The sequence below is a fragment of the Gordonia sp. McavH-238-E genome (genome assembly GCF_022348225.1).
GTDB lineage: Bacteria > Actinomycetota > Actinomycetes > Mycobacteriales > Mycobacteriaceae > Gordonia > Gordonia terrae.
The window spans coordinates 323335-344868 of the sequence record NZ_JAKRFE010000008.1; the positions used below are offsets into that span (position 1 = coordinate 323335).

Annotated in this window: 18 protein-coding genes; 11 read left to right on the forward strand and 7 right to left on the reverse strand. The window is 68.5% G+C overall.

Annotation, left to right across the window (positions count from 1 at the left end; genetic code table 11):
- Position 1 precedes the first annotated feature (1 nt).
- Entirely contained in the window at positions 2-988 is a 987-nt protein-coding gene (locus MHN80_RS14770; protein ID WP_239402455.1) for a transketolase family protein, read from the forward strand.
- A 95-nt stretch (positions 989-1083) separates the two neighbouring features.
- Entirely contained in the window at positions 1084-1743 is a 660-nt protein-coding gene (locus MHN80_RS14775) for a GntR family transcriptional regulator (protein WP_238420309.1), read from the forward strand.
- 67 nt (positions 1744-1810) lie between these two features.
- On the opposite strand, the gene MHN80_RS14780 is transcribed toward MHN80_RS14775, so the two are convergent.
- The gene (locus tag MHN80_RS14780) at positions 1811-2401 is read right to left on the reverse strand and encodes a TetR/AcrR family transcriptional regulator (protein WP_239402456.1); all 591 of its coding nucleotides are present in this window, start codon (positions 2399-2401) and stop codon (positions 1811-1813) included.
- Positions 2402-2547: 146 nt separating this feature from the next.
- Here MHN80_RS14780 and MHN80_RS14785 point away from each other — a divergent pair, with 146 nt between their 5' ends.
- Positions 2548-3048, forward strand: coding sequence for a nuclear transport factor 2 family protein (locus MHN80_RS14785; protein WP_239402457.1), 501 nt, complete (start codon positions 2548-2550; stop codon positions 3046-3048).
- Positions 3049-3110: 62 nt separating this feature from the next.
- On the opposite strand, the gene MHN80_RS14790 is transcribed toward MHN80_RS14785, so the two are convergent.
- A complete protein-coding gene (locus MHN80_RS14790) occupies positions 3111-6500 on the reverse strand; it encodes a pyruvate carboxylase (RefSeq protein ID WP_239402458.1) in 3390 nt (1129 codons plus the stop codon).
- Between the two features lie 257 nt (positions 6501-6757).
- Here MHN80_RS14790 and MHN80_RS14795 point away from each other — a divergent pair, with 257 nt between their 5' ends.
- The 4 genes from MHN80_RS14795 to MHN80_RS14810 are packed head-to-tail and all read left to right on the forward strand — an operon-like array spanning position 6758 to position 11332.
- Entirely contained in the window at positions 6758-8509 is a 1752-nt protein-coding gene (locus MHN80_RS14795; RefSeq protein ID WP_239402459.1) for a PEP-utilizing enzyme, read from the forward strand.
- Entirely contained in the window at positions 8509-9465 is a 957-nt protein-coding gene (locus MHN80_RS14800) for a TIGR03619 family F420-dependent LLM class oxidoreductase (protein ID WP_239402460.1), read from the forward strand. The genes MHN80_RS14795 and MHN80_RS14800 overlap by 1 nt, the downstream gene beginning before the upstream one ends.
- Positions 9462-10565, forward strand: a complete 1104-nt coding sequence (locus MHN80_RS14805) for a zinc-binding dehydrogenase (protein ID WP_239402461.1) — start codon at positions 9462-9464, stop codon at positions 10563-10565. The genes MHN80_RS14800 and MHN80_RS14805 overlap by 4 nt, the downstream gene beginning before the upstream one ends.
- Entirely contained in the window at positions 10562-11332 is a 771-nt protein-coding gene (locus MHN80_RS14810; RefSeq protein WP_239402462.1) for an SDR family NAD(P)-dependent oxidoreductase, read from the forward strand. The genes MHN80_RS14805 and MHN80_RS14810 overlap by 4 nt, the downstream gene beginning before the upstream one ends.
- A 10-nt stretch (positions 11333-11342) precedes the next feature.
- Here the strand turns inward: MHN80_RS14810 and MHN80_RS14815 are convergent, their stop codons facing one another.
- From MHN80_RS14815 to MHN80_RS14825, 3 genes are read right to left on the reverse strand one after another with little or no spacing between them, the layout of a single operon-like run.
- Positions 11343-12392 carry a zinc-binding dehydrogenase gene (locus tag MHN80_RS14815; RefSeq protein ID WP_239402463.1) on the reverse strand — a complete coding sequence of 350 codons (1050 nt, stop codon included), beginning with the start codon at positions 12390-12392 and terminating at the stop codon, positions 11343-11345.
- An 8-nt stretch (positions 12393-12400) separates the two neighbouring features.
- Positions 12401-13378 (reverse strand): TIGR03621 family F420-dependent LLM class oxidoreductase, encoded by a 978-nt coding sequence (locus tag MHN80_RS14820; protein ID WP_239402464.1) that lies wholly within the window; start codon positions 13376-13378, stop codon positions 12401-12403.
- Positions 13375-14262: a sugar phosphate isomerase/epimerase gene (locus MHN80_RS14825; protein ID WP_239402465.1), complete on the reverse strand. Its 888-nt coding sequence runs from the start codon at positions 14260-14262 to the stop codon at positions 13375-13377. The genes MHN80_RS14820 and MHN80_RS14825 overlap by 4 nt, the downstream gene beginning before the upstream one ends.
- 92 nt (positions 14263-14354) lie before the next feature.
- On the opposite strand from MHN80_RS14825, the gene MHN80_RS14830 reads away from it, so the two are divergent.
- Positions 14355-14873, forward strand: a complete 519-nt coding sequence (locus MHN80_RS14830) for a VOC family protein (protein WP_239402466.1) — start codon at positions 14355-14357, stop codon at positions 14871-14873.
- Between the two features lie 10 nt (positions 14874-14883).
- Here MHN80_RS14830 and MHN80_RS14835 read toward each other — a convergent pair whose 3' ends face one another.
- Both MHN80_RS14835 and MHN80_RS14840 read right to left on the reverse strand, forming a co-directional pair.
- Positions 14884-15372 carry a nuclear transport factor 2 family protein gene (locus tag MHN80_RS14835; protein WP_239402467.1) on the reverse strand — a complete coding sequence of 163 codons (489 nt, stop codon included), beginning with the start codon at positions 15370-15372 and terminating at the stop codon, positions 14884-14886.
- A gap of 29 nt (positions 15373-15401) precedes the next feature.
- On the reverse strand, positions 15402-16862 hold the full coding sequence (locus MHN80_RS14840; RefSeq protein ID WP_239402468.1) for an aldehyde dehydrogenase family protein: 1461 nt from the start codon (positions 16860-16862) through the stop codon (positions 15402-15404).
- 265 nt (positions 16863-17127) lie between these two features.
- On the opposite strand from MHN80_RS14840, the gene MHN80_RS14845 reads away from it, so the two are divergent.
- Genes MHN80_RS14845 through MHN80_RS14855 form a run of 3 tightly spaced genes read left to right on the forward strand, consistent with a single transcriptional unit; the run spans position 17128 to position 21375 of the window.
- Positions 17128-17754, forward strand: coding sequence for a hypothetical protein (locus tag MHN80_RS14845; protein WP_064571432.1), 627 nt, complete (start codon positions 17128-17130; stop codon positions 17752-17754).
- Complete coding sequence (locus MHN80_RS14850) at positions 17751-20294, forward strand: putative PEP-binding protein (protein WP_239402469.1); 2544 nt, start codon at positions 17751-17753, stop codon at positions 20292-20294. Before MHN80_RS14845 ends, MHN80_RS14850 begins: the two co-directional genes overlap by 4 nt.
- Positions 20295-20304: 10 nt before the next feature.
- Positions 20305-21375 (forward strand): acyl-CoA dehydrogenase family protein, encoded by a 1071-nt coding sequence (locus MHN80_RS14855; protein ID WP_239402470.1) that lies wholly within the window; start codon positions 20305-20307, stop codon positions 21373-21375.
- Positions 21376-21534: the final 159 nt, after the last annotated feature.

A 21534-nucleotide genomic window follows, 5' to 3' on the forward strand; every position in this document is an offset into this window, starting at 1 on the left:
CATGACCACCACCGCACCGAAACTCAAGACCTCGGCGATGATCGCCTCGTTCGTCGACCCCGGCCAGCGCACCGTCACGGCGCCGTTCGGCCATGCGCTCGTCCGCGCCGCGGAGGCCGACCCGCGGATCGTCGGCCTCAGTGCCGACCTCGCCAAGTACACCGACATGCACATCCTCGCCCAGGCGATGCCGGACCGCTTCTTCCAGATGGGCATGGCCGAGCAACTCCTGTTCGGCGCCGCGGCCGGTATGGCCGAGACAGGACTCATCCCGTTCGCGTCGACCTACTCGGTCTTCGCCGCACGCCGCGCCTACGACTTCCTGTGCTTGGACATCGCCGAGCCGAACCTGAACGTCAACATCGTCGGCGGATTACCCGGCCTCACAACGGGTTACGGTCCGAGTCATCAGGCCACCGAGGACATGGCGATCTTTCGCGGCATGCCGAACCTGACGATCGTCGACCCGTGTGACTCGGTCGACCTGGAACAGGCCGTCCCGCAACTGGCGGCGGCGCCCGGGCCGTCGTATCTCCGCCTGCTGCGCGGCAAGGTGGCCACCGTTCTCGACGAGTACGATTACACCTTCGAACTCGGCAAGGCCAAGGTGCTTCGTCCCGGCAACGACGTCGTGTTCATCTCCTCGGGGTTGATGACCATGCGTGCATTGCAAGCCGCCGAACAGCTCGAACGGCACAACGTGGACGTGAGCGTCGTCCACACGCCGACCATCAAACCGTTCGACTCCGAGACCGTGCTCGGGGAACTGGCGAAGGGTCGCCGCGCCTACACGCTGGAGAACCACACGCGCGTGGGTGGGTTGTTCGAGACCGTCGCCTCGGCGATCGTCGAGCGCGGACTGGGCGTCCAGGTCGGGGCCATCGCGTTGCCCGACGAGTTCCTCGACGCCGGCGCGCTGCCGACCCTGCACCACCGGTACGGCCTGTCCACCGCCAGCATCGAGGCACGCGTTCTCGCCGAACTCTGACCGACGACCGCCATCGCCCTTCTGGGCACGCCATGCACGTACACTCATGTCAACAAACAGCAGTCAACACCCTTGTTGTCGACAGGAGGACGGTGATGGCAGACCAGAAGGGCGCCCTGCTGGGTCTGCAGCGGACCAATCTGCGGGAGCAGGCCGTCGCAGCTCTGCGCACCGCCATCACCAGGGGGGAGCTCCGGCCCCGCAGCTCCCTCGTCGAGACCGAGTTGTCCGAGCGCCTGGGTATCAGTCGCGGGACGCTGCGCGAGGCGATGCGTCAGCTACAACAGGAGGGCCTGGTGGTGTCGGGCCCGCGCGGCCGGCTCTCCGTGCGCAGCCTCGATCAGAAAGAGATCCGCGACATCTTCGCGGTCCGCGCCGCTCTCGAGGAACTCGCAGCCGTCCAGCTCGCCGCCCGGTCCGATCGGGGTCTCGTCGCAGAAGAACTGCGAGAAACCCTGTCGCGCATGGCCAGTGCGGGAGCCGACAATCTCGACGAGCGAATCGAGGCCGACCTCGACTTCCACCGCACGATGTGCCGCCTCACCGGCAACGAGACGCTCGTGCACTCGTGGACGTCTCTCGAGGGTTCGATCCGGATGTCCATCATGTACGCCGGGACTGATCGAGCGCTCGGCAACATGGACACCGATCGCCACATGGCGGTGGTCGACGCGATCGACAGCGGAGACACGGCGGCGGCCCGACAGACGGTTGCCGATCACATGAACTGGGCGGCGGACAACCTGGTGCGGTGACCGGGCCACCGGTGCCAACCGTCAGCCCTACCTCGAGATCCTGAGGCGCATCGCGCCCCTCAGCCGATCACGCCTGCTGCAGCAGCGTCGAGGCGATCGTCGCCAGGCCTTTCACCGCGGCGGTGGCGTCGCGGTGCCACTGCGCTTGCACGACTGCGCCGTCGACCGCCACTCCGAGGGCTTGTGCTGTCCGGTTGCGGTTCGCACCCGGCGGAAGAGTCGCTTTGATGGCGGCGATCATGTCTGCCTTGTGGTGAGCGGTGACGGCATACACCTCGGGTAGATCGGCCCCGATCTCGTTGACACTGTTGATGAAAGCGCAACCGCGGAAGGAGTCCGCGGTGAGCCACTCCTCGATCGCCGACACCACCGCGGGGCGGCGACGATTGCCGGCAGCATGGCGATCGAGCGCGCCGACGAACCACTCCATCCAGCGTCGATGTCGCAGATCCAGAAACGCCAGGATCAGTGCGTCCTTACTCGGAAAGTGTCGATAGAAGGTCACCTTGGTGACCCCCGCCTCGGCGATCACCTTGTCGATGCCGGTCGCCCGGATGCCGTCGCGATAGAACAGCCGGTACGCGGTGGCCAGTATCCGTTCCCGAGCCGGGAGGGTCGGCACATCGATGTCCGGATCCAGTGTTTCGGCGATACTCACGCCACCATCGTAGACAGATCTGTCCACAGTCTCCAGCGCCCGGGTGGACAAGTCTGTCTACATGGCCTACGGTCTTGTCATGTAGACAGGTTCGTCTACATGAGCAGGACGCCCCCCACACACACAGACTTCGACAGGAAACGACCATGACCTCACCCATCTCGACCTCCACGACAACCACCACGAAGCCGCCGGTCCCACCATTCACCGACGAGTCGGCCGCCACGAAGGCCCGGCTCGCCGAGGACGCCTGGAACAACCGGGATCCACAGATCGTGGCGCAGGGATACTCCATCGACAGCGTCTGGCGTAATCGGTCGGTCTTCGTGACCGGCCGGGATCAGATCATCGAGTTCCTGAGCCACAAGTGGGACCGCGAGCACGAGTACCGACTCATCAAAGAACTGTGGGCGCACAGCGACGAGCGCATCGCCGTCCGCTTCGCCTACGAGTACCACGACGATTCGGGCCAGTGGTTTCGCGCCTACGGCAACGAGAACTGGCTGTACAACGAACATGGCCTGATGACTCACCGTCACGCGAGCATCAATGACGTGCGCATCGACGCCGGTGAGCGAAAGTTCTTCTGGGACCGCAATGCACCGCGCCCCGCCGATCACCCGAGCTTGTCCGACCTCGGCCTCTGACCACGGGGCCCGCACCAGGGGTGCCGGTGCAGGCCCGGAATCGCGTCCAGCGCGGGCGGGTATCAAGAGGCGGCCAGCGTCAGAAGCAGGTCACCACCCTCGACCTCGGCCGAGCCCGACACCGTGACCCGTTGCACCACGCCGGAACACGGTGCGGTGATCGTCGCCTCCATCTTCATGGCCTCGATGGTCCCGACCGGCTCGCCGCGTCGTAGCTCGTCGCCTTCCTTCACGGCGAGCGTCACCACGCCCGCGAAGGGCGCGGCGAGGTGTCCCGGATCGCTGCGGTCGGCCTTCTCCGCCGCCCGCGTCGTCGACTCCACGGACCGATCCCGAACCCGCACCGGCCGAAGCTGTCCGTTGAGGATGCACAGCACGTTGCGCATCCCCGACTCGTCCGCATCGGAGATAGCCTCGAGCCCGATGAGCAGCTCGACGCCCTTCTCCAGTTCGACGCGGTGCTCCTCGTCCTGGCGGAGTCCGTAGAAGAACTGGTTCGTCGACAGGCGCGAGGTGTCACCGAAAGTCCGCCGATGCTCGAGGTATTCGCGATCCGGCGCCGGGAAGAGCAACCGGTTGAGGGCGCTGCGACGTTGCGCCGACGTCCCGGCGAGAGCCCGGAGGTCGTCGTCGGTGAGTTCCTGCGCCGGACGCGGGTCCGCCCGGCCCTCCAACGCGCGCGTGCGCAGCGGCTCCGGCCAACCGCCCGCCGGTTCGCCCAGGTCTCCGCGCAGGAACTCGAGGACCGAGTCCGGGATGTCGTAGGCCGTGGGGTCGGCGGCGAACTCCGCGGCGCTCGCACCGGCCCCGACGAGCGCGAGCGCCAGGTCGCCCACAACCTTCGACGAGGGCGTCACCTTGATGAGCCGGCCCAGGGCGGCGTCGGCACCGGCATAGGCGGCCTCGACGTCCTCGAACCGGTCCGCCAGCCCCAGAGACAGCGCCTGTTGCCGCAGGTTGGAGAGCTGGCCGCCGGGGATCTCGTGTGCATAGACCCGACCCGTCGGCGCAGGCAGGCCGGTGTCGAACGGCGCGTACGCGGCCCGGACCGCGGCCCAGTACGGTTCCAGCGCGCACGTCGCACCGAGGTCGATCCCCGTGTCGCGGTCGGTGTGCCGGGTCGCGGCGACGATCGCCGACAGCGGAGGTTGACTGGTCGTCCCGGCGAGGGGGGCGCTGGCCCCGTCCACGGCGTCGACGCCGGCCTCCCACGCCGCGAGGTACGTCGCGAGCTGGCCGCCTGCGGTGTCGTGCGTGTGCAGATGTACCGGTAGGTCGAATCGAGACCGCAACGCGCGCACCAACGTTGCTGCGGCGGCGGGGCGTAGCAGGCCGGCCATGTCCTTGACGGCCAGCACATGGGCACCCGCCTCGACGATCCGCTCGGCCAGGGCGAGGTAGTAGTCCAGCGTGTACAGGGTCTCGCCCGGATCACCGAGATCGCCCGTGTAGGACATCGCGACCTCCGCGACGCCGGTCCCCGTCTCGCGCACCGCGTCGATCGCCGGGCGCATCGCGTCGACGTTGTTCAGGGCGTCGAAGATCCGGAAGACGTCGACGCCGGTGGCTGCCGCCTCTCGGACGAACGCATCGCTGACCTGCTGGGGATAGGGCGTGTAGCCCACCGTGTTCTTGCCGCGCAGCAGCATCTGCAGACAGATGTTGGGCATCTCTTCCCGGAGGGCGGCCAGACGCTCCCAGGGGTCCTCCTTCAGGAACCGCAGTGCGACGTCGAAGGTGGCGCCGCCCCACGCCTCGACCGACCACAGCTGCGGGGTCATCCGCGCGACGTACGGTGCGACCGTCAGCAGGTCCCGGGTGCGGACACGGGTGGCCAGCAGCGACTGGTGGGCGTCCCGAAAGGTGGTGTCGGTCAACGCCAGAGCGTTCGACGCGCGCAGTTCCGCGGCGAAGGCCTCGGGCCCCAGTCTGCGCAGGCGGTCGCGGGATCCTTCCGGCGGGGTGACCGACAGGTCGACGACCGGCAGCTTGTCGGAGGGATACACCGTCGAGGGACGCTCGCCGTTGGGCCGGTTCACCGTGATGTCGGCGAGGTAGCGGAGGATTCGGGTGCCGCGGTCGGCCGACGCATGCTGGTCGAGGAGGTCCGGCCGGGACTCGATGAACGACGTGGTCACCCGCCATTCGCCGAAGTCCTCGTCGGCCAGGACCGCCTGCAGGAACGGGATGTTGGTGGCGACCCCGCGCACCCGGAACTCGGCGATCGCCCGTTGGGCGCGCGCCCTGGCGGTGGCGAGATCCCGCCCGCGGCAGGTCAGTTTCACCAGCATCGAGTCGAAGTGTGAACCGATCTCGGAGCCGAGTCCGACGCTGCCGTCGAGTCGCACCCCGGAGCCCCCCGGGGTGCGGTAGGCGGTGATCCGGCCGGTGTCGGGCCGGAATCCGTCGGTGACATCCTCGGTGGTGATCCGGCACTGCACGGCGGCTCCGCGGATCTCGATCGTCTCCTGGGCGAGCCCGAGGTCCGCGAGAGTCGCGCCCGATGCGATCTGCATCTGGGCCGCAACGAGGTCGACGTCGGTGATCTCCTCGGTGATCGTGTGCTCCACCTGGATTCGCGGGTTCATCTCGATGAAGACGTGGCGGCCGTCGGCACCGAGCAGGAATTCCACCGTGCCGGCACAGGTGTAGCCGATGTGACGGGCGAAAGCGACCGCGTCGGAGCAGATCCGGTCCCGGACTTCCGGGTCGAGCCGGGGCGCCGGCGCCACCTCGACGACCTTCTGATGACGCCGCTGCAGCGAGCAGTCCCGCTCGTACAGGTGGATGACGTCGCCCGCGGCGTCGGCCAGGATCTGCACCTCGATGTGCCGGGCGTCGACCACCGCACGCTCCAGGAACACCGTTCCGTCACCGAAAGCCGTCGTCGCCTCCCGCGATGCGGCCTCGATCGCCGCGCGGAGACCCTCGGGCCGGTCGACCCGGCGCATGCCCCGACCACCCCCGCCGGCCACCGCCTTGACGAACAGGGGGAACCCGATCTCCTCGCCCGCCGCCACCAACTGGTCCACATCCCTCGACGGCGCCGAGGAGGCCAGCACCGGCAGGCCCGCCGCCGCGGCGGCGGCCACGGCCCGCGACTTGTCGCCCGCCAGCTCCAGTACGTCGGCGGACGGCCCGACGAACGTGATCCCCTGAGCCGCACACGCGCGCGCCAGAGCGGGATTCTCCGACAGGAAGCCGTACCCCGGGTAGACGGCGTCGGCGCCGGCTGCGACCGCGGTGCGGACCACCTCGTCGACCGAGAGGTAGGCGCGTACGGGATGTCCGCGCTCACCGATCTCGTAGGATTCGAACGCCTTCGCCCGGTGCACCGAGTTGCGATCCTCGTGGGGGTAGACAGCGACGGTCGTCGCACCGAGTTCGACCGCCGCGCGGAACGCCCGCACCGCGATCTCGCCCCGATTCGCCACCAGCACCTTCTCGAACATGGGTTTTCCTTTCTGTCACCGGATGCGCCGGGGAGAACCACGTGGAAGGACGGGCGGCGCCGGGAAAGTCTGTGACCCAGATCTCCGGGGTCTGCACGCACCATACTAGATACACCGTCAAGTTACTGATTGAGCGTGTACGCGCGACTCATGCGTCCAAACAGCTGCGAAATATCTCTGTACATGTTTCCATCAGCGTCAGCTTTCTATAGTGTGACTTGACATACACATCTCGTCACCTCGATCGAGGAGGAACCATGAGTGATCAGCCTGCGGGACCGGTCGACATCGACCGCTGGATCACCGACTGGGAGTTCAGCAGCCGCTACCCCGTCTACACCCGGGCCAATGCGGGCGAGGTCCTTCCGGACCCGTCGAGTCCCCTGAACGTCACGATGGTCTGGAACAAGGGCCTCAACATCGGGTGGCGCGAGGGTTACACCAAGCACCTCGGCACGCACCTGCCGGAGGAGATCGACGAGGTCATGCCGGAGATCATCGGCAACTTCGGCGGCTATCACTACACGAACTTCTCGATGACCGAGCTGAACGGTGCCCGCCTCCCGGGGCTGACCGTGCCCGTGTGGAACAGCCTGTGGGTCGGCGATCACCCCGACATCCCCGAGTACCAGCCCAAGCCCGGCGACGAGAACGCCGAACTGACCGCGGGCCTCGCGGAGAAGACCGCCTGGGCGCTCACCACCGACACCTTCCCGGAGGCGGAGGAGGCGAAGCGCCGGGCCGACGCCGCACGTGAGCAGCGCCCCGACTTCGCTTCCCTGTCCGACGCCGAACTCGTCGAACACGCGAGGTCGCTGCTGCCCGACCTCATCTACTGCTACGCCTACCACCCCGTCACCACGACACTGTCGACGATGGGCCCGGCCGTCGCCGGCGAACTGCTCGCGAGCATCGGTGAGGCCGACAAGCTGGGTGACCTGCTCAGCGGCCTGGGCGGTGTCGACTCGGCTGCACCGTCGTACGCGATGTGGAAGCTCGGACGCCTCGTTGCGGGCTCGGCCGAACTGACCGAGATCTTCGACGCCGGGCTGTCGTCGGTGCTGGAGACCATCGCGTCCAGCGAGTCCGCCGACGCCAAGGAGTTCCGGGACCAGTTCGACGACTTCCTCCACCGGTACGGGTCCCGCGCACCCAACGAATGGGACATCCGTTCCGACAGCTGGGAGACGAAACCCGTTCTCGCCCTGATGGCGATCAACGGAATGCGCAACAGCCCGGCCGAGGCCGACCCCGAACTCATCCTCCGCCGCAATCAGGAGAAGCGCGTCGCTCTCACCGCCGAGCTCGCCGAGAAGATGCCCGATGCGGAGACGAAGACGGCATTCCTGAACGCGGCGAAGTCCATCACCAAGTTCATGCCCTGGCGCGAGCGGACCAAGACCGCCTGCGTCAAGATCATGGGCGAGATGCGCGGCGCGCTCTACGAACTCGGCTCCCGGATGGTCGAGCGCGGCGTGATGGACGACCACCACGACATCACGATGATCGTCGACGACGAACTGGAGCAGTTCGTCGCCGACCCGGAGTCCTTCGCCGCCACCATCACAGAGCGTCGCGATCAGTACCTCGCGCTGTTCGATCTGCAACCGCCGTTCTTCCTGTTCGAACCGCTCCCGCTGTCGCAGTGGCCCCGCCGCACCGGGCAGCGGGTGGAGCCTGCGGTTCCCGGCGACGTCCTCACCGGCGTCGGCGGCGCTCCCGGGGTGGCTCGAGGACGCGCCCGCATCCTGCACGACCCCTATGAGGCCGAACAGCTGGAGGAGGGCGACATCCTGGTCGCGCCGCAGACAGACCCGGCGTGGACACCGCTGTTCGTGTTCGCGGGCGGGGTCGTCGTCAACGTCGGCGCCACCATCACACACTCCTCCATCGTGTGCCGCGAACTCGGAATCCCCTGTGCCGTATCGGTGCAGGACGCCACCGCCCGCATCACGGACGGCGCGATGATCGAGGTCGACGGCACCACCGGCCAGGTCACCATCCTCTGATGGCGACCGTCGGCCTCGCACTGCCCCAGCTCGGTGAACACGTCGATGTCGCGGCGGTGCGCGACTTCGCGGTGGCCGCCGAGGAACTCGGCTTCACCGGCCTGTGGGCGCAGGAACACCTCTTCTACTCCGAGCAGAACAGCTCCGTGTACGGCGGACGCCACACCACCTCGGTGCACCCGGCCTACCGGTCGGTGCTCGGGGCCACCGAACTGATGGCCTTCGCCGCCGCCTGCACGGATCGAACCCTGATCGGCAGCAGCATCCTGGTCGCCGGGTATCACCGGCCCGTCGAACTCGCCCAGCGGTTGGCCACCCTCGACCTGCTCTCCGGCGGACGCCTCGTCGCGGGGCTCGGCGTCGGCTGGTCCGACGAGGAACATCGCCTCATGGACGTCGATCCCCGGACCCGGGGGCGTCGGATGGACGAGCTGGTGCGCGCCGTCCAGGCGTGTTGGGGTCCCGACCCGGTGGAGTTCGCCGGTGACTTCTTCGAGATCCCGAGGTCGACGGTGCGCCCGAAACCGGTCCAGACTCCCCACCCGCCGCTGCTGTCCGGGTTACGCTCGGAACGTGGTCTCGCCCGCACCGCAGCGCTTTTCGACATCTGGAACCCCAGCAGCGGAACGGCCGATGCACTGCGCGAGCAGCTCGACGCCATGGCCGCACAGCGCCCGGCCGACCGGGCGCCGGTGCGGTTGTACCTGCGTTCCTACCTCCAGCGCCCCACCGACCCGGTGGGTTCGGGAGGCCAGGGACTCGACGGCGTCGCCGCCGACCTCGAGACCGCGGTTGCGGTGGGTGCCGACCACTTCATCATCGAATGCAATTTCTCCGACGACATCCGGTCGTCGGACGACTGGGCCGCGATGCCCGAACGACTCGCGCCGCTGATCCGGCTCGCGAACGACGCGACCGGCCCGGCCGCCCGGGAGCAGAAGGAGAACGCATCATGAAAGCCGCCGTCTTCGAAGGCGATTCGCCGACACTGACCGTCGAGGAGATCCCGCGTCCGACGCCGCGCCGCGGTGAGATCCTGCTCAAGGTCACCGCATGCGGGGTCTGCCATACCGACCTGCACGTGCTGAAGTCCGAGGTGAGGTTCCCGGCCCCGGCGGTTCTCGGGCACGAGGTGTCCGGTGTCGTCGAAGCACTCGGCGACGGCGTCGACACGCTGGCCGTCGGCGATCGCGTCGTCTGCAGCTTCATCATGCCGTGCGGCGAGTGTCGGCACTGTGCGCGCGGAATGGACGACCTCTGCGAGAAGTTCTTCGCGCACAACCGTCTCAACGGAACGCTCTACGACGGCGAGACCCGCCTCCAGCGCGACGACGGCAGCCCGCTGGCGATGTACTCGATGGGTGGGTTGGCCGAGTACTGCGTGGTCCCCGCCTCGGACGCCTTCGTCGTCCCCGACGGCGTCGGACTCGGTGAGGTGTCGATCCTCGGGTGCAGTTCGTTCACCGCACTCGGTGCGGTCAACAACGCCGAACTCCATCTGGCCGACCGGATCGCCGTCGTGGCGGCCGGCGGTGTGGGTTCCTCGATCGTGCAGTTCGCCGCCGCCGCGGGCGTCGCGCAGATCATCGCGATCGACGTCAACGACGACAAGCTCAAGGCCGTGGCGGCGCTCGGTGCCACCCACACGGTCAACTCACGCGACACCGACGTCGTCGAGGAGGTCCGCGCGCTGACCGACGGCCACGGTGTCGACGTCGCGTTCGAGGCACTGGGACACCCGAGCACCTTCGCGACCGCACTCGACATCCTCGACGACGGCGGTCGCGCCGTCGTCGTCGGTATCGCACCCGCCGGTTCGCCGGGCGAGATCGACCTGGCCCGGCTCGTCCGGCGCAGCCTGCAGATCCGCGGTTCGTACGGCGCCAAGGCTCGCCGGGACATGCCCGCCCTGCTGCGCATGGTGGCCGCCGGGATCGTCGAACCCGAGCGGGTGATCACCCGTCGTTACCGCCTCGACCAGGTGGACGAGGCCTACCAGGCGCTGGCCCGCGGCGAGATCGTCGGCCGCGCGATCATCGAGATGGGCTCCGAGTGAGCGACTCCGTCGCGGTCGTCACCGGCGCCGGGTCGGGTATCGGACGGGCGGTGACCGAACTGCTCGTCGAACGCGGCGGTTCCGTCGTGGCGGTGGACACCTCCGCGGAGGCCCTCGCCAGGTTCGACGACCATCCGCAGATCGTCCCTGTCGTCGGGGACGTCACGTCTGCCGACGACAACCGGCATGCCGTCGAGACCGCCGAGCAGAGGTTCGGCCGTCTCGACGCGCTCATCCTCAACGCCGGGGTGCCGGCCTCCGGGTCGATCGAAACCCTCGACCTCGACGTCTTCGACCGATCCCTCGACGTGAACCTGCGGTCGGTGGTTCTCGGTGTGCGCGAGTCGATTCCGGCCTTTCGTCGGAGCGGGGGAGGTTCGGTCGTGGTGACGGCGTCGGCGACAGCCCTCGGCGGTGAACCGAACCGGTGGCCCTATGCGGCGGCCAAGGCCGGCGTGGTGAACCTCGCGAGGTCCCTGGCCATCGACCTCGCCGGCGACCGCATCCGCGTCAACACCGTGTGCCCCGGCCCCATCGAGACCGGCATGACGCGGCGGATCGCGGTGAACACCCCCGAGCGCTATGAGTCACTACGACGCATGGTGCCGCTGCAACGATGGGGAACCGCCGATGAGGTCGCCGAGGTCATCGCCTTCCTCGCCTCTCCACTGGCCTCGTTCGTCACCGGTACGACGATCCCGGTGGACGGCGGGGCCACCTGCGGAAGCGGTCAGACGGTCCCGCCCCGCGTGGACGTGCCCGTCTGACCGCTCCGACTCAACGACGTGGATCGACGAGTACCTTCGTGTGCGAGCTGCGGCCCGAATCGAGTTCGGCGAACATCGATTCGAGGTCGCCGAGGCCGATGGTGCCGGTGTGCAGCGACGCCAGATCGATCCGCCCCTCCGCCACCAGGGTCATGGCACCGATGAAGTCCGAGTGCGTGTAGGCGAGCGATCCGATCACGGTGAGTTCGCGGCTCTGCCAATCCCCGTAACTCACCGAGGAGTCGGTCCCCGGATAGCCGAGCAACGCCAGCGTCCCGCCGCGTCGGACGAGTTCCGCACTCGGCTGCAGCAGCGACGCCACGCCCGAGCATTCGAAGACGATGTCGGCTCCGAGACCGTCGGTCAGCTCGGTCAGTCGGTCGCCGAGGCTCTCCGGGGCCAGGACGTCGGTGAACCCGAGCGCGGTCGCGGCCTCTCGCCGTGCGGGAGACGGTTCGGACACGAGGATCCGGCCCGCGCCGGCAGCTCGTGCGTGCTGGGCGGTGAGCAGACCGATGGGTCCCGCGCCCTGGATCACCACGGTCGCACCCAGCGGCACCCGGGCCCGCCGCACTGCGTGATAGGTGACCGTGGCCGGCTCCATCAGAGCGGCCTCGACATCCGACAGGGCGTCGGGTACCGGTATCGCACGTCGCGCGGAGACCCGCAGGCGATCCGCGAACCCACCGTGTGCCGCCGCGCCCGGCGAGATGCCGTTGGCCTCTGCGAACGCGAGATCGCAGTTGTCGGCATGCCCGGCACGGCACTGGGCACAGATGCCGCATGCGGGGCCGACCCCGGCGATCACCCGTTGCCCGGGCCGCAGGTGCGTGACACCGGAACCCACCGCCGACACCGTGCCCATCCACTCGTGTCCGAACACCGCAGGCGGCAGGCCCGCCGACTGGTAGCCGTGGGTGTCGGTGGCGCAGATGCCGCAGAATCCGATGTCGACGATGACCTCGCCTGCGCCGGGCTCCGCATCGGTCTCCGGGGTCGTCTCGAGCACTCCGGGCTCGGGCACGTGGACGTAGCGGGCAGACCCTGCCGTGACCGTCATTCGATGTCTCACTTTCCTGTCATGCGTTCGACGACCGGGGCGAACTCCTCGAACGCGCGATCACCGATCGTGAAATAGGAGAAACCGAATTCCTCCCGGCGTTGTTCCAACTGCTCGCAGATGTCGTCGACCGATCCGACGAGGGCGTGCGGGAACGACCGCAGTTCGGTGGAGGTGAAGCCGGTGCGCTCGATCAACGATTCCTCGGTGACGTCCGTGGCGCCCTCGATGGCCACGAAGTAGGCGCCGGTCTCCAGCTCGATCTGTGGCATCCGGTCGCCCGCCCCGGCCCGGACCCATTCGAGCTTCTTGTGGGTCTCGTCGACCGTGGACGTCGCCACACTGTCCGAACCGAGCTTTCCGGAACGGTTGTTGAAGTTGATGCTGACGATATCGGCGGTCGCCCCCGCCAGGGTCAGGACCCGCCGAGCACCACCACCGATCATGATGGGCGGCACCGTCTCCGGCACCGGCAGCGGCTCGAATCCGGTGGCCCGCACACCGCCCCGGTCGACGTCGATGGTCTCGCCGGCGAACTGCTGCCGACACAGTTCGACGGTCGCGGCGAGCCGGTCGATCCGCTCACCGGCAGACGGGAACGGCACACCCATCGCCTCGTACTCGGCGCCCAACCATCCCGCACCGAGACCCACCTCGATCCGCCCCGGCGCGAACATCGCCAGGGTCGCAGCCTCTTTCGCGAGAACCACCGGTTCGTGGTAGCTGGTGCAGAACATCCGGCACCCGATCACCAGGTCGTCGGTCACCTCCGCCGCGATGGCCATGCTCGCGATCGGAGCGAGGGTGACCGGACGATGCGCAGTCGGATCGAGCGCGGGACCCGGACCGATGTAGTGGTCCGAGACGTGGAGGGCCGAGTATCCGAGCGCCTCGGCCCTCTTGGCGGTCTCACGCCATTGGGCACCGGTGCCCGATCTATACACCTGCGCGGCGAAGCGGAAGGGTTTCTTCACATGCGTTGTCATGAGGGTACTTTCGTATCGTCGGGGTCGGCGACTGCGGATGGTGCTGTTGTCGTCAGAGGTGTGCCCGTCGGCACCCGGGAGAGCAGGCGGCGCGTCGCCGAACCGAGCTCCATCGCCCACCGGCGGGGATCCGCGTCGCCGCGTGCGGACGGGACCTCCACGCTGACCGGCGTGTCGCGTCCGAGGATGCTTGCGAGTCGCAGCAGCGGCAACGCGCCCGCACCGGGTGCCAGTCGGTTCCCACGCGCTTCGGCGATGGCGGCGTTGTCGTTACGCGCCGGCCCGGTGACGCGGGCATCGCACAACTGCCAGTAGGGAATCCGCTCGTTGCGGACGCCGGCTTCGAGTTCGGTCACATCGCCACCCGCACGCGACCAGTGCAGCGCATCGAGGAGGAGCCCGGCCGACGACCTCGCCGAGGTGTGCTCGATCATCTTCCGGCCGGCACGGAGATCGCGTACCGCGGTGAAGACCATGGGTTCGAGACAACAGCGCAGACCGTGATCGGCAGCCGCATCGGACAGCGCGGCGAGATTGTCCGCGGCCCGGTTGCGATCGTCGTCGAGCACGGTGGCGATCACGAAGCGCGCTCTCAGGGCCGCGCCCGCGAACAAGACCGGCCCCCAGTCACTTCGGGACGATCCCGGATGCAGTTTGACCACCTCGACATCGAGCACCTCGAGACCGTGATCGTCGAGTGCGAGCAGAGTGTCGGCGAGGAGGCGCGACCCCTCGGCGAGCTGGTGTCCGCGGCCGCCCGACCGGTCGGACACCCGCACACCGACCGCGTCGAATCCGCCGGCCGCGGCGTACTCGACGAACCTCGGCGGCGGGACCGCGAGCGCCGACAACGACGCGAGCGAGACGACCGGGTTCACGCTCATCGCGGCACCTCCTAGTTACTTTATTTTGACTAGTGTTACATGGATCATACTAGCGTTCGCCGTTCTGCTGTCCACCTCGACGAGGAGTCCTCATGTCCCCCACCCTCGGCGCGATCGCACAGATCGCCTACGTGGTCGACGACGTCGCCACCGCTGCACAGCGCTTCTCGGCACGGACCGGCGCCGGCCCGTTCTTCCTGCGTCGCAACATCATCGAGGTCGCCTACGGGCCCGCAGGCGAGGGAGGCGAGTTCGATCATTCGTCGGCCTACGGCCAGTGGGGCGCCGTTCAGGTCGAGCTCGTCGAAGTCCACTCGGCGGCACCGGCAGAGTTCGCGGCAACCACCTCCGGACGAGGGCGGGTCCATCACGTGGCAACACTGGTGCCCTCATTCGACGATGAGCAGGCGCGGCTCACCGACCTCGGGCACCCCGCACTGCTGACCGCGACGACGCCCAGCGGAAACTCGTTCGCATTCCACGACACTCGCGCCGAGTTCGGCCATCTCGTGGAGATCTACGAGCCGGCGGCGTCGATCGTCGCGCTGTACGCGAAGGTCGCCGCGGCCGCGAACGGGTGGGACGGGCGTCGAGCCGTGCGGGACTTCTGAGAGACCGCGCTCAGAAAACCGCGGCCTCGACCTCGAGCAGTTCGGCCGCGCGTTCGCGGGCCATGGTCAACACCTGCGGGTTGCCCGAGTTCCACAGCACGGTCAGGCGTTTGACACAGATCCGCCACTCGCCGTCCACCCGGACCACATCGTCGGTGTAGTAACCGCCGATCGTGAACACGGCGTCACCCGCGGTGTTCGGCAGCACGTGTTCGGCACGGACATAGGTCACCACCCGGCCGGTGCCGGCGGCCGGATCGACATCGATGTCGAAGTTGGACATGAAGTGCTGGGACGCCGCGAGACCGGGGAACAGCATGCGGCCCCGCTGAACCCAGTCGTCGGCGCGGAAGTGGCCGGCGTTGCCCGCGCGGTAACTGGAATAGTCGATGTCGATCTCGTCGGTGAACACCGAGCGGTACAGCGCCCAGTCGCGCAGGTCGATGCCCCGCGCGAAACGCGCCAGCAGAGACGTCAGCGCCTCGTGATCAGAGGTCATGGGTGAGTCCTTTTCCTGTGGTGTGCGCACTAGGCGGGCATCTGCAGCGAGATCTTCTCGAAGTACTCTTCGAGGCCGTCGAGCCCGAGCTCACGGCCGATGCCCGACTTCTTCATGCCCCCGAACGGAGCCATCGGGTTGAATCGACCTCCGTTGATCGCCACCTGCCCGGTCCGCAGCCGGCGCGCGATCGACACGGCCGCGTCGTCGTCGGCCGCGAACACCGCACCCGACAGCCCGTAGTCGGAGTCGTTCGCGATCGCCACCGCCTCGTTCACGTCCGAGTACTCGAGCACGGTCAACACCGGGCCGAAGACCTCCTCGCGGGCGATGTCCGCGGAATTGTCGACGCCGCTCACCACGGTCGGCCGCACGAAGTAGCCGCCGGACAGGGTGTCGTCGAGACCCGGGACCTCGCCCGGTCCGCCGACCAGAACCCGCGCGCCGTTCGGCAGCGAGTCGAGGAATCCGAGGACGACCCGTTGCTGGGCCGCCGACGCCATCGGGCCGACGTCGTTCGAGGGGTCGAGGGGGTCGCCGACGGTCATCGCGCCGACGAGCTCGGCCAGGCGCTCCTCGACCGCGGCGATGTCGTCGCGGGCGACGATCAGCCGGGTCGTGGCGGCACATGTCTGCCCGTTGTTGACGAAGCAGCCGCGGACCGCGGCCGCCAAAGCCGTGTCGAGATCGGCGCCCGGCGCCACGATGAACGCCGACTTGCCGCCCAACTCGAGCGTGACTTTCTTGATTCCGGTTGCAGCCAGCTCGGCAACCTTCGCGCCCGCGCCCGTCGATCCGGTCAGGCTCACGAGGTCAACTCCCGGATTGGTGGCCAGCCGCTGTCCCACCGTCCGCCCCGGACCGGACACCACGTTCAGCACACCGGCCGGCAGACCGATGGCGTCGGCGATGTCGGCGACGACGAAGGCCGCGAGCGGCGCCACGCTGCTCGGTTTGACGACCGCCGTGCAACCGGCCGCGAGCGCAGGCGCGACCTTGGCCGCGAGTTGATAGAGCGGATAGTTCCACGGGGTGATCGCACCGACGACCCCGGCCGGCACGCGGAGAATCCGGGAGTTGCCCCGGCGCTCTTCGAGGGGCAGCGCCTCGAGGGCGTCGGCCATGGTCCGGAAGACAGTGACCCCGAGGCCCACCTGCACGCTCCGCGAGCGACCGATGGGTGTGCCCACCTCCCGCGTCATCATCGTCGCGAGATGGTCTTCGCGTGCCGCGAGCTCGTCGGCGAACGTGCGGAGGATCGCGGCTCGTTCGGGGACCGGAACCGTCGACCACGAATCGAACGCGACGTTCGCCGCCTCCACCGCGTCGTCACAGTCGGCGGTGTCGCCGTCGGGCACATGCGCCAGCGTCGCGCCGGTCGCGGCCTCGCGCACCTCGATCCGCGCCTCCGAGACCGACGGCACCCACTTGCCGCCGATGTACAGCTCGTCCCGGTCCTCGACCGTCGTGGCCTCGTTCGTGCTGGTCATCCCGCCGGACCCCTTCCTGCCACCCGTACTCTCGACAGTGGTGGCGATCACATCGACGACAGTAGCGCCCTAAGCGTATGCGGTGTCAAGTAAGTAGCCTCCTACCCTAACTCTGTTCACAGTTTGGCCAACTTTCTTGACATGAACTACTATTTGGGTAACTTATGAGCAGCGTCACAACACCGGCGGTCGCGCCGTCCTGTCACAACGCACCGGTATCAGCCCCGTCCCGGCCCGGGACCCGATCTTCGTCTGCAGGAGCATCATGAACGACCTGGCGATCAACCTCTCGGCACCGACGACCGCAACGGACGAGCTGGTGGGGCTCGTGATCAAGGGCATGTACCGGGGTCCGGTGAATCCTGTGATGCAGGAGGTCATCGACGCGGGTCATGCCGTCGCGAAGGGGCCCATGGTGATGCCGACTCCCGCCGGCATCGCCGAGGCCGGTCGGCTCGTCCGACTCCCCGAGGGTGGCGATCAGGAGCAGGCGATGATGGACTTCTTGCGCGCGTTCCTCCCGGTCAACCGCAGGCTCCGCGAGCTGTGCACCGCGTGGCAGTGCCGGCCCGACGGGTCCGCGAACGACCACTCCGACGCGCAGTACGACGCCCGGATCCGAGACCAGCTCGACGACATCCACACCGAGGTGTCCAAGCTCCTGCGTCGCTCGGGCAAGGCCGCCCCCGAGCTGCTCGACCACCGCGACCGTCTCCGCGTCGCGCTCGAACGCTTCGACGACGGGGACACCGCGTCCCTGACCTCTCCGCTCACCGACGGCTATCACACCGTGTGGATGTGGCTGCATCAGCACGTGCTCATGCTGCTCGGCCTCACCCGCGCACAGGACGAGGCCCTCGAAGAGGAGCTCGTCGCGGGCGCGGCCGGATGACCCTCTCCGACAGCGCGGTGCACACCCTCACCCGGATCGCGGTACCCCACGGTCAGGGACGGGCACGTGGTCTCGGCGCGGCGGAACTCGGCGTCCACGGGGTCGAGATGGACAACCTCGTCGGTCTCGGCCTCCCGGTCGTGCCCGGCCTGACGATCCCGGTCGGGGCGGGCGAAGAGCTCGCCACCCGGGAGACCGCCGGGGTCGCCATCGACCTGTTGGAGAAGCTCGCCGTTCGCGGCATCTGGCCCGCGGTCCGCACCGAGCGGCGCCCCATGCTGATGCACCTGAGATGCAGTGCGGCGGTGCCGGTGTCGGCTCTTCCGCCGGCCATCTCGGTGATCGGCTTGTCCCCGCGCAACGTCGACGCCCTCGTCGACGTGATCGGCCGTGATCGCGACATCTACGACTCGTGGGCCGAGACGCTCCGGTTCATCGCGGAGAACGCACTCGGCGTCGACGCCGACGACCTCGACGACGTGGTCGACGATCATTCCGACAGCCGCGCACGCGTTCCGGCTCTGCTCGATCTCATCGTGGACGCGACGGGGGTCGCCTTCCCGGCCGACCCGGCCGAACAGCTCGGGCTCGCCGCCAAGGCGATGCTGACCCGGTGGGCGTCACCGCGCGGGCAACGGGCGCGTAAGGCGTTGTCGCTTCCCGACGATCTCGGCATCGCGCTTCACCTCCGCGCCCTTCGTCTGGGTTCATGGAACGAGTCGGGCTATGGATCGGCGGTCAGCCGTGACCTCGAGACCGGCAAGTACTCCCCGAGTGGGGTGTTCCACCTCGGCGTGCGCCGCACCGATCCCGAGCCCGGCCCCGGTGAGCCGCTGGGCGCGATGCCCGGTGGCACGGCCATCCTCGACCAGATCTTCGCCACGCTCGAACCTCATCTGCGCGGCGTCGCGCAGGTCGAGTTCGAGGTTCGCGACCGCCAGCTGGCACTGCTCAGTGCTGGTGCTGTCGAACACCCCGGACCCCGGGCGATCACCACTCTCGCCGTCGATCTCGTCAACGACCATGCCATCGGCCGTCGCGAGGCCGTCGCGATGCTCGACCCGGACCTGATGCAGGACCTCCTCCATCCGCAGATCAAGCTGACCGGTGGCGAACAGCTCGTCGCGCGTGGCCTGCCCGCGTCGCCGGGCGCGGCGACCGGCGAGATCGCACTCAGCGCCGACACCGCGCTGCAGTGGGCTGCGCAGGGCCGCAACGTGATCCTGGTGGCTTCCGAGACCAGCCCGGCCGACGTCCCCGCACTTCTCGCGGCCACTGCGGTCCTGACCTCGAACGGTGGACTGGCGTCGCATGCGGCCGTCGTCGCGCGAGGCGCCGGGCGTCCGGCGGTCTGCGGCGCCACCGACCTGCGCATCGATCGTGCTGCCGGGACGGTGACGAACGGTGACCTGACACTCACCGAGGGTGAGGTGGTGTCCCTCAACGGACGCACCGGTCACGTCTACCGCGGCGCGGTCACCATCCGCCCCGCCGAACCCTCGGCCGAGCTCGACCGGTTGCTCGGCTGGGCCGACGACATCCGCCGTCTCGGAGTGCGCGCCAATGCCGACAACGCCGAGGACGCAGCGACCGCGTTCCGCCTGGGCGCCGAGGGAATCGGCCTGTGCCGCACCGAGCATCAGTTCCTGGGCGACCAGCTACCGCTCGTCCAGCGACTCGTGCTCGCGGAATCCGACGCCGAGGAACTCGACGCCATCGCGGCCCTGACCGCCGCGCAGCAGGCCGACTTCACCGAGCTGCTGCGCGTCGTCGGGGACCGGCCCATCACCGTCCGGCTGCTCGACGCGCCACTCCACGAGTTCCTTCCCGCCGACGGCGACTACCGCGACGAGGCGCAGGCGCGACGTGCCGCTGACGCTCACGAGTCCAATCCGATGCTCGGTCTCCGCGGCGTGCGGTTCGCGATGGTTCAGAAGCGTCTGTATCCCGCTCAGGCAGAGGCGCTGTTCCGCGCCTGGGTCAGCGTGCACGCCGACGGATTGACCCCGCAGTTGGAGGTCATGATCCCACTGGTGTCGCTGCCGGGCGAGCTCTCGCGCGCGATCGCGCAGGTGCACGAGGCGGCGGCCGCGGTGACCGCCGACACCGGGGTGATGGTGCCCTACAAGGTGGGCAGCATGGTCGAGACGCCACGCGCGGCGCTCCTCGCCGGGTCACTCGCCGAGGACGCCGACTTCCTGTCCTTCGGCACCAACGACCTCACCCAGCTCACCTACGGCTTCTCGCGCGACGATGTCGAGAAGTCCATGCTGACGCACTATCTCGAGCACGGCCTGCTCTCCGACAGTCCGTTCGCGGTCCTCGACCCCGACGGGGTCGGCGCCCTCGTGTCCCGGGCGGTGTTGCTCGCCCGCAGTACCAAACCCGACATCAAACTCGGGGTGTGCGGTGAGCACGGCGGTGACCCGTCGTCGATCGACTTCCTGAACTCGGTCGGCCTGCACTATGTGTCGTGCTCACCTCGACGGGTCCCGGTGGCCCGTCTGGCCGCCGCCCGTGCGGTGCTGACCGCTGACTGAGAGGTTCACCATGACAACCGAACTCGACGACCTGAGATCGGCGGTCCGCGACGCCGTCGATTCCCTGGGCGGACCGTCGGTGTGTCGTGACCTGGCGCCGGACGGCCCGGGCTGGGATGGACGCTCGTGGTCGCTGCTCGCCGAGCAGATCGGTGTCGCCGCCCTCGGACTGCCCGAGGAGTGCGGTGGACTCGGTGGTCTGCCCGAGCTTCTCGTCGTGGCCGAGGAACTGGGCGCCGGCGTGATGCCCGTCCCCTTCCTGTCGACGGTGCTGGCTTCGCAGGTGCTCATCCGGTCCGGTGGCGCCGACGACGCGCTGGCGCGGATCGCCGAAGGTGCACCGGCAGCCTTCGTCGGCCTCGACCGGCACGGCTGGTTCGATGCCGACGACATCGCATTCGCCGTCGATGCGGGCTCCGAGGAGCAGACGATCAGTGGTGTCGCGACCTCGGTGCTGGGTGCTGCGGGTGCGGCTTGGCTGGTCGTGGCGGCACGAACCGACACCGGTGTCGCACTGTTCCTCTGCGACGCAACGGTTCCCGGAGTGTCGATCACCCCGCTGCCCACCCTCGACCTGTCCCGGTCGCACGCCGCGGTGACGCTGTCCGGGGTGCCTGCGCGTCGACTCCCGGTGGCGGGCTCGCCGGAGTCGGCGATCGTGGCGGCGCTCGACGTCACGTGCCTGGTCCTGGCAGCCGAGCAACTCGGCGGGGCGCAGCGCAGCCTCGACCGGACGGTCGACTACGTCAAGGAGCGCAGGCAGTTCGACCGCGCGATCGGCAGTTTCCAGGCCGTGAAGCACACGCTCGCAGACCTGCTGGTGCTGGTCGAGTCGTCCCGGTCGGCTGTCACGCGCGCCCTCGACTCCGCCGACCTCGCCGAGGCGGCCTCCCTGGCCCGCGCCTGGTGTGCCGACAGCTACCGCACGGTCACCGCCGAGGCCCTCCAGCTGCACGGCGGCATCGGCTTCACCTGGGAACACGACTCACATCTGTACTTCCGCCGTGCTCGTGCCGACGCACAGCTGTTCGGTACCAGTACTTTTCACCGGGAGCGGATCGCCCTGACGTTGGGTTGGTGATGCCCCCTGGAGGTGCGAGCGAAGCCCCACTTCTCCCTGAGCCTGAATCCGTGGATGAGGTTTCAGGCGGGTGGGTTTGCGGTGCGTGAGCGTCTGATTGTGTTGTGGGCGCGGGGTATTCGCTGACCTGTGTCAGCCTTTTCACTGGGGTTCCTTGGT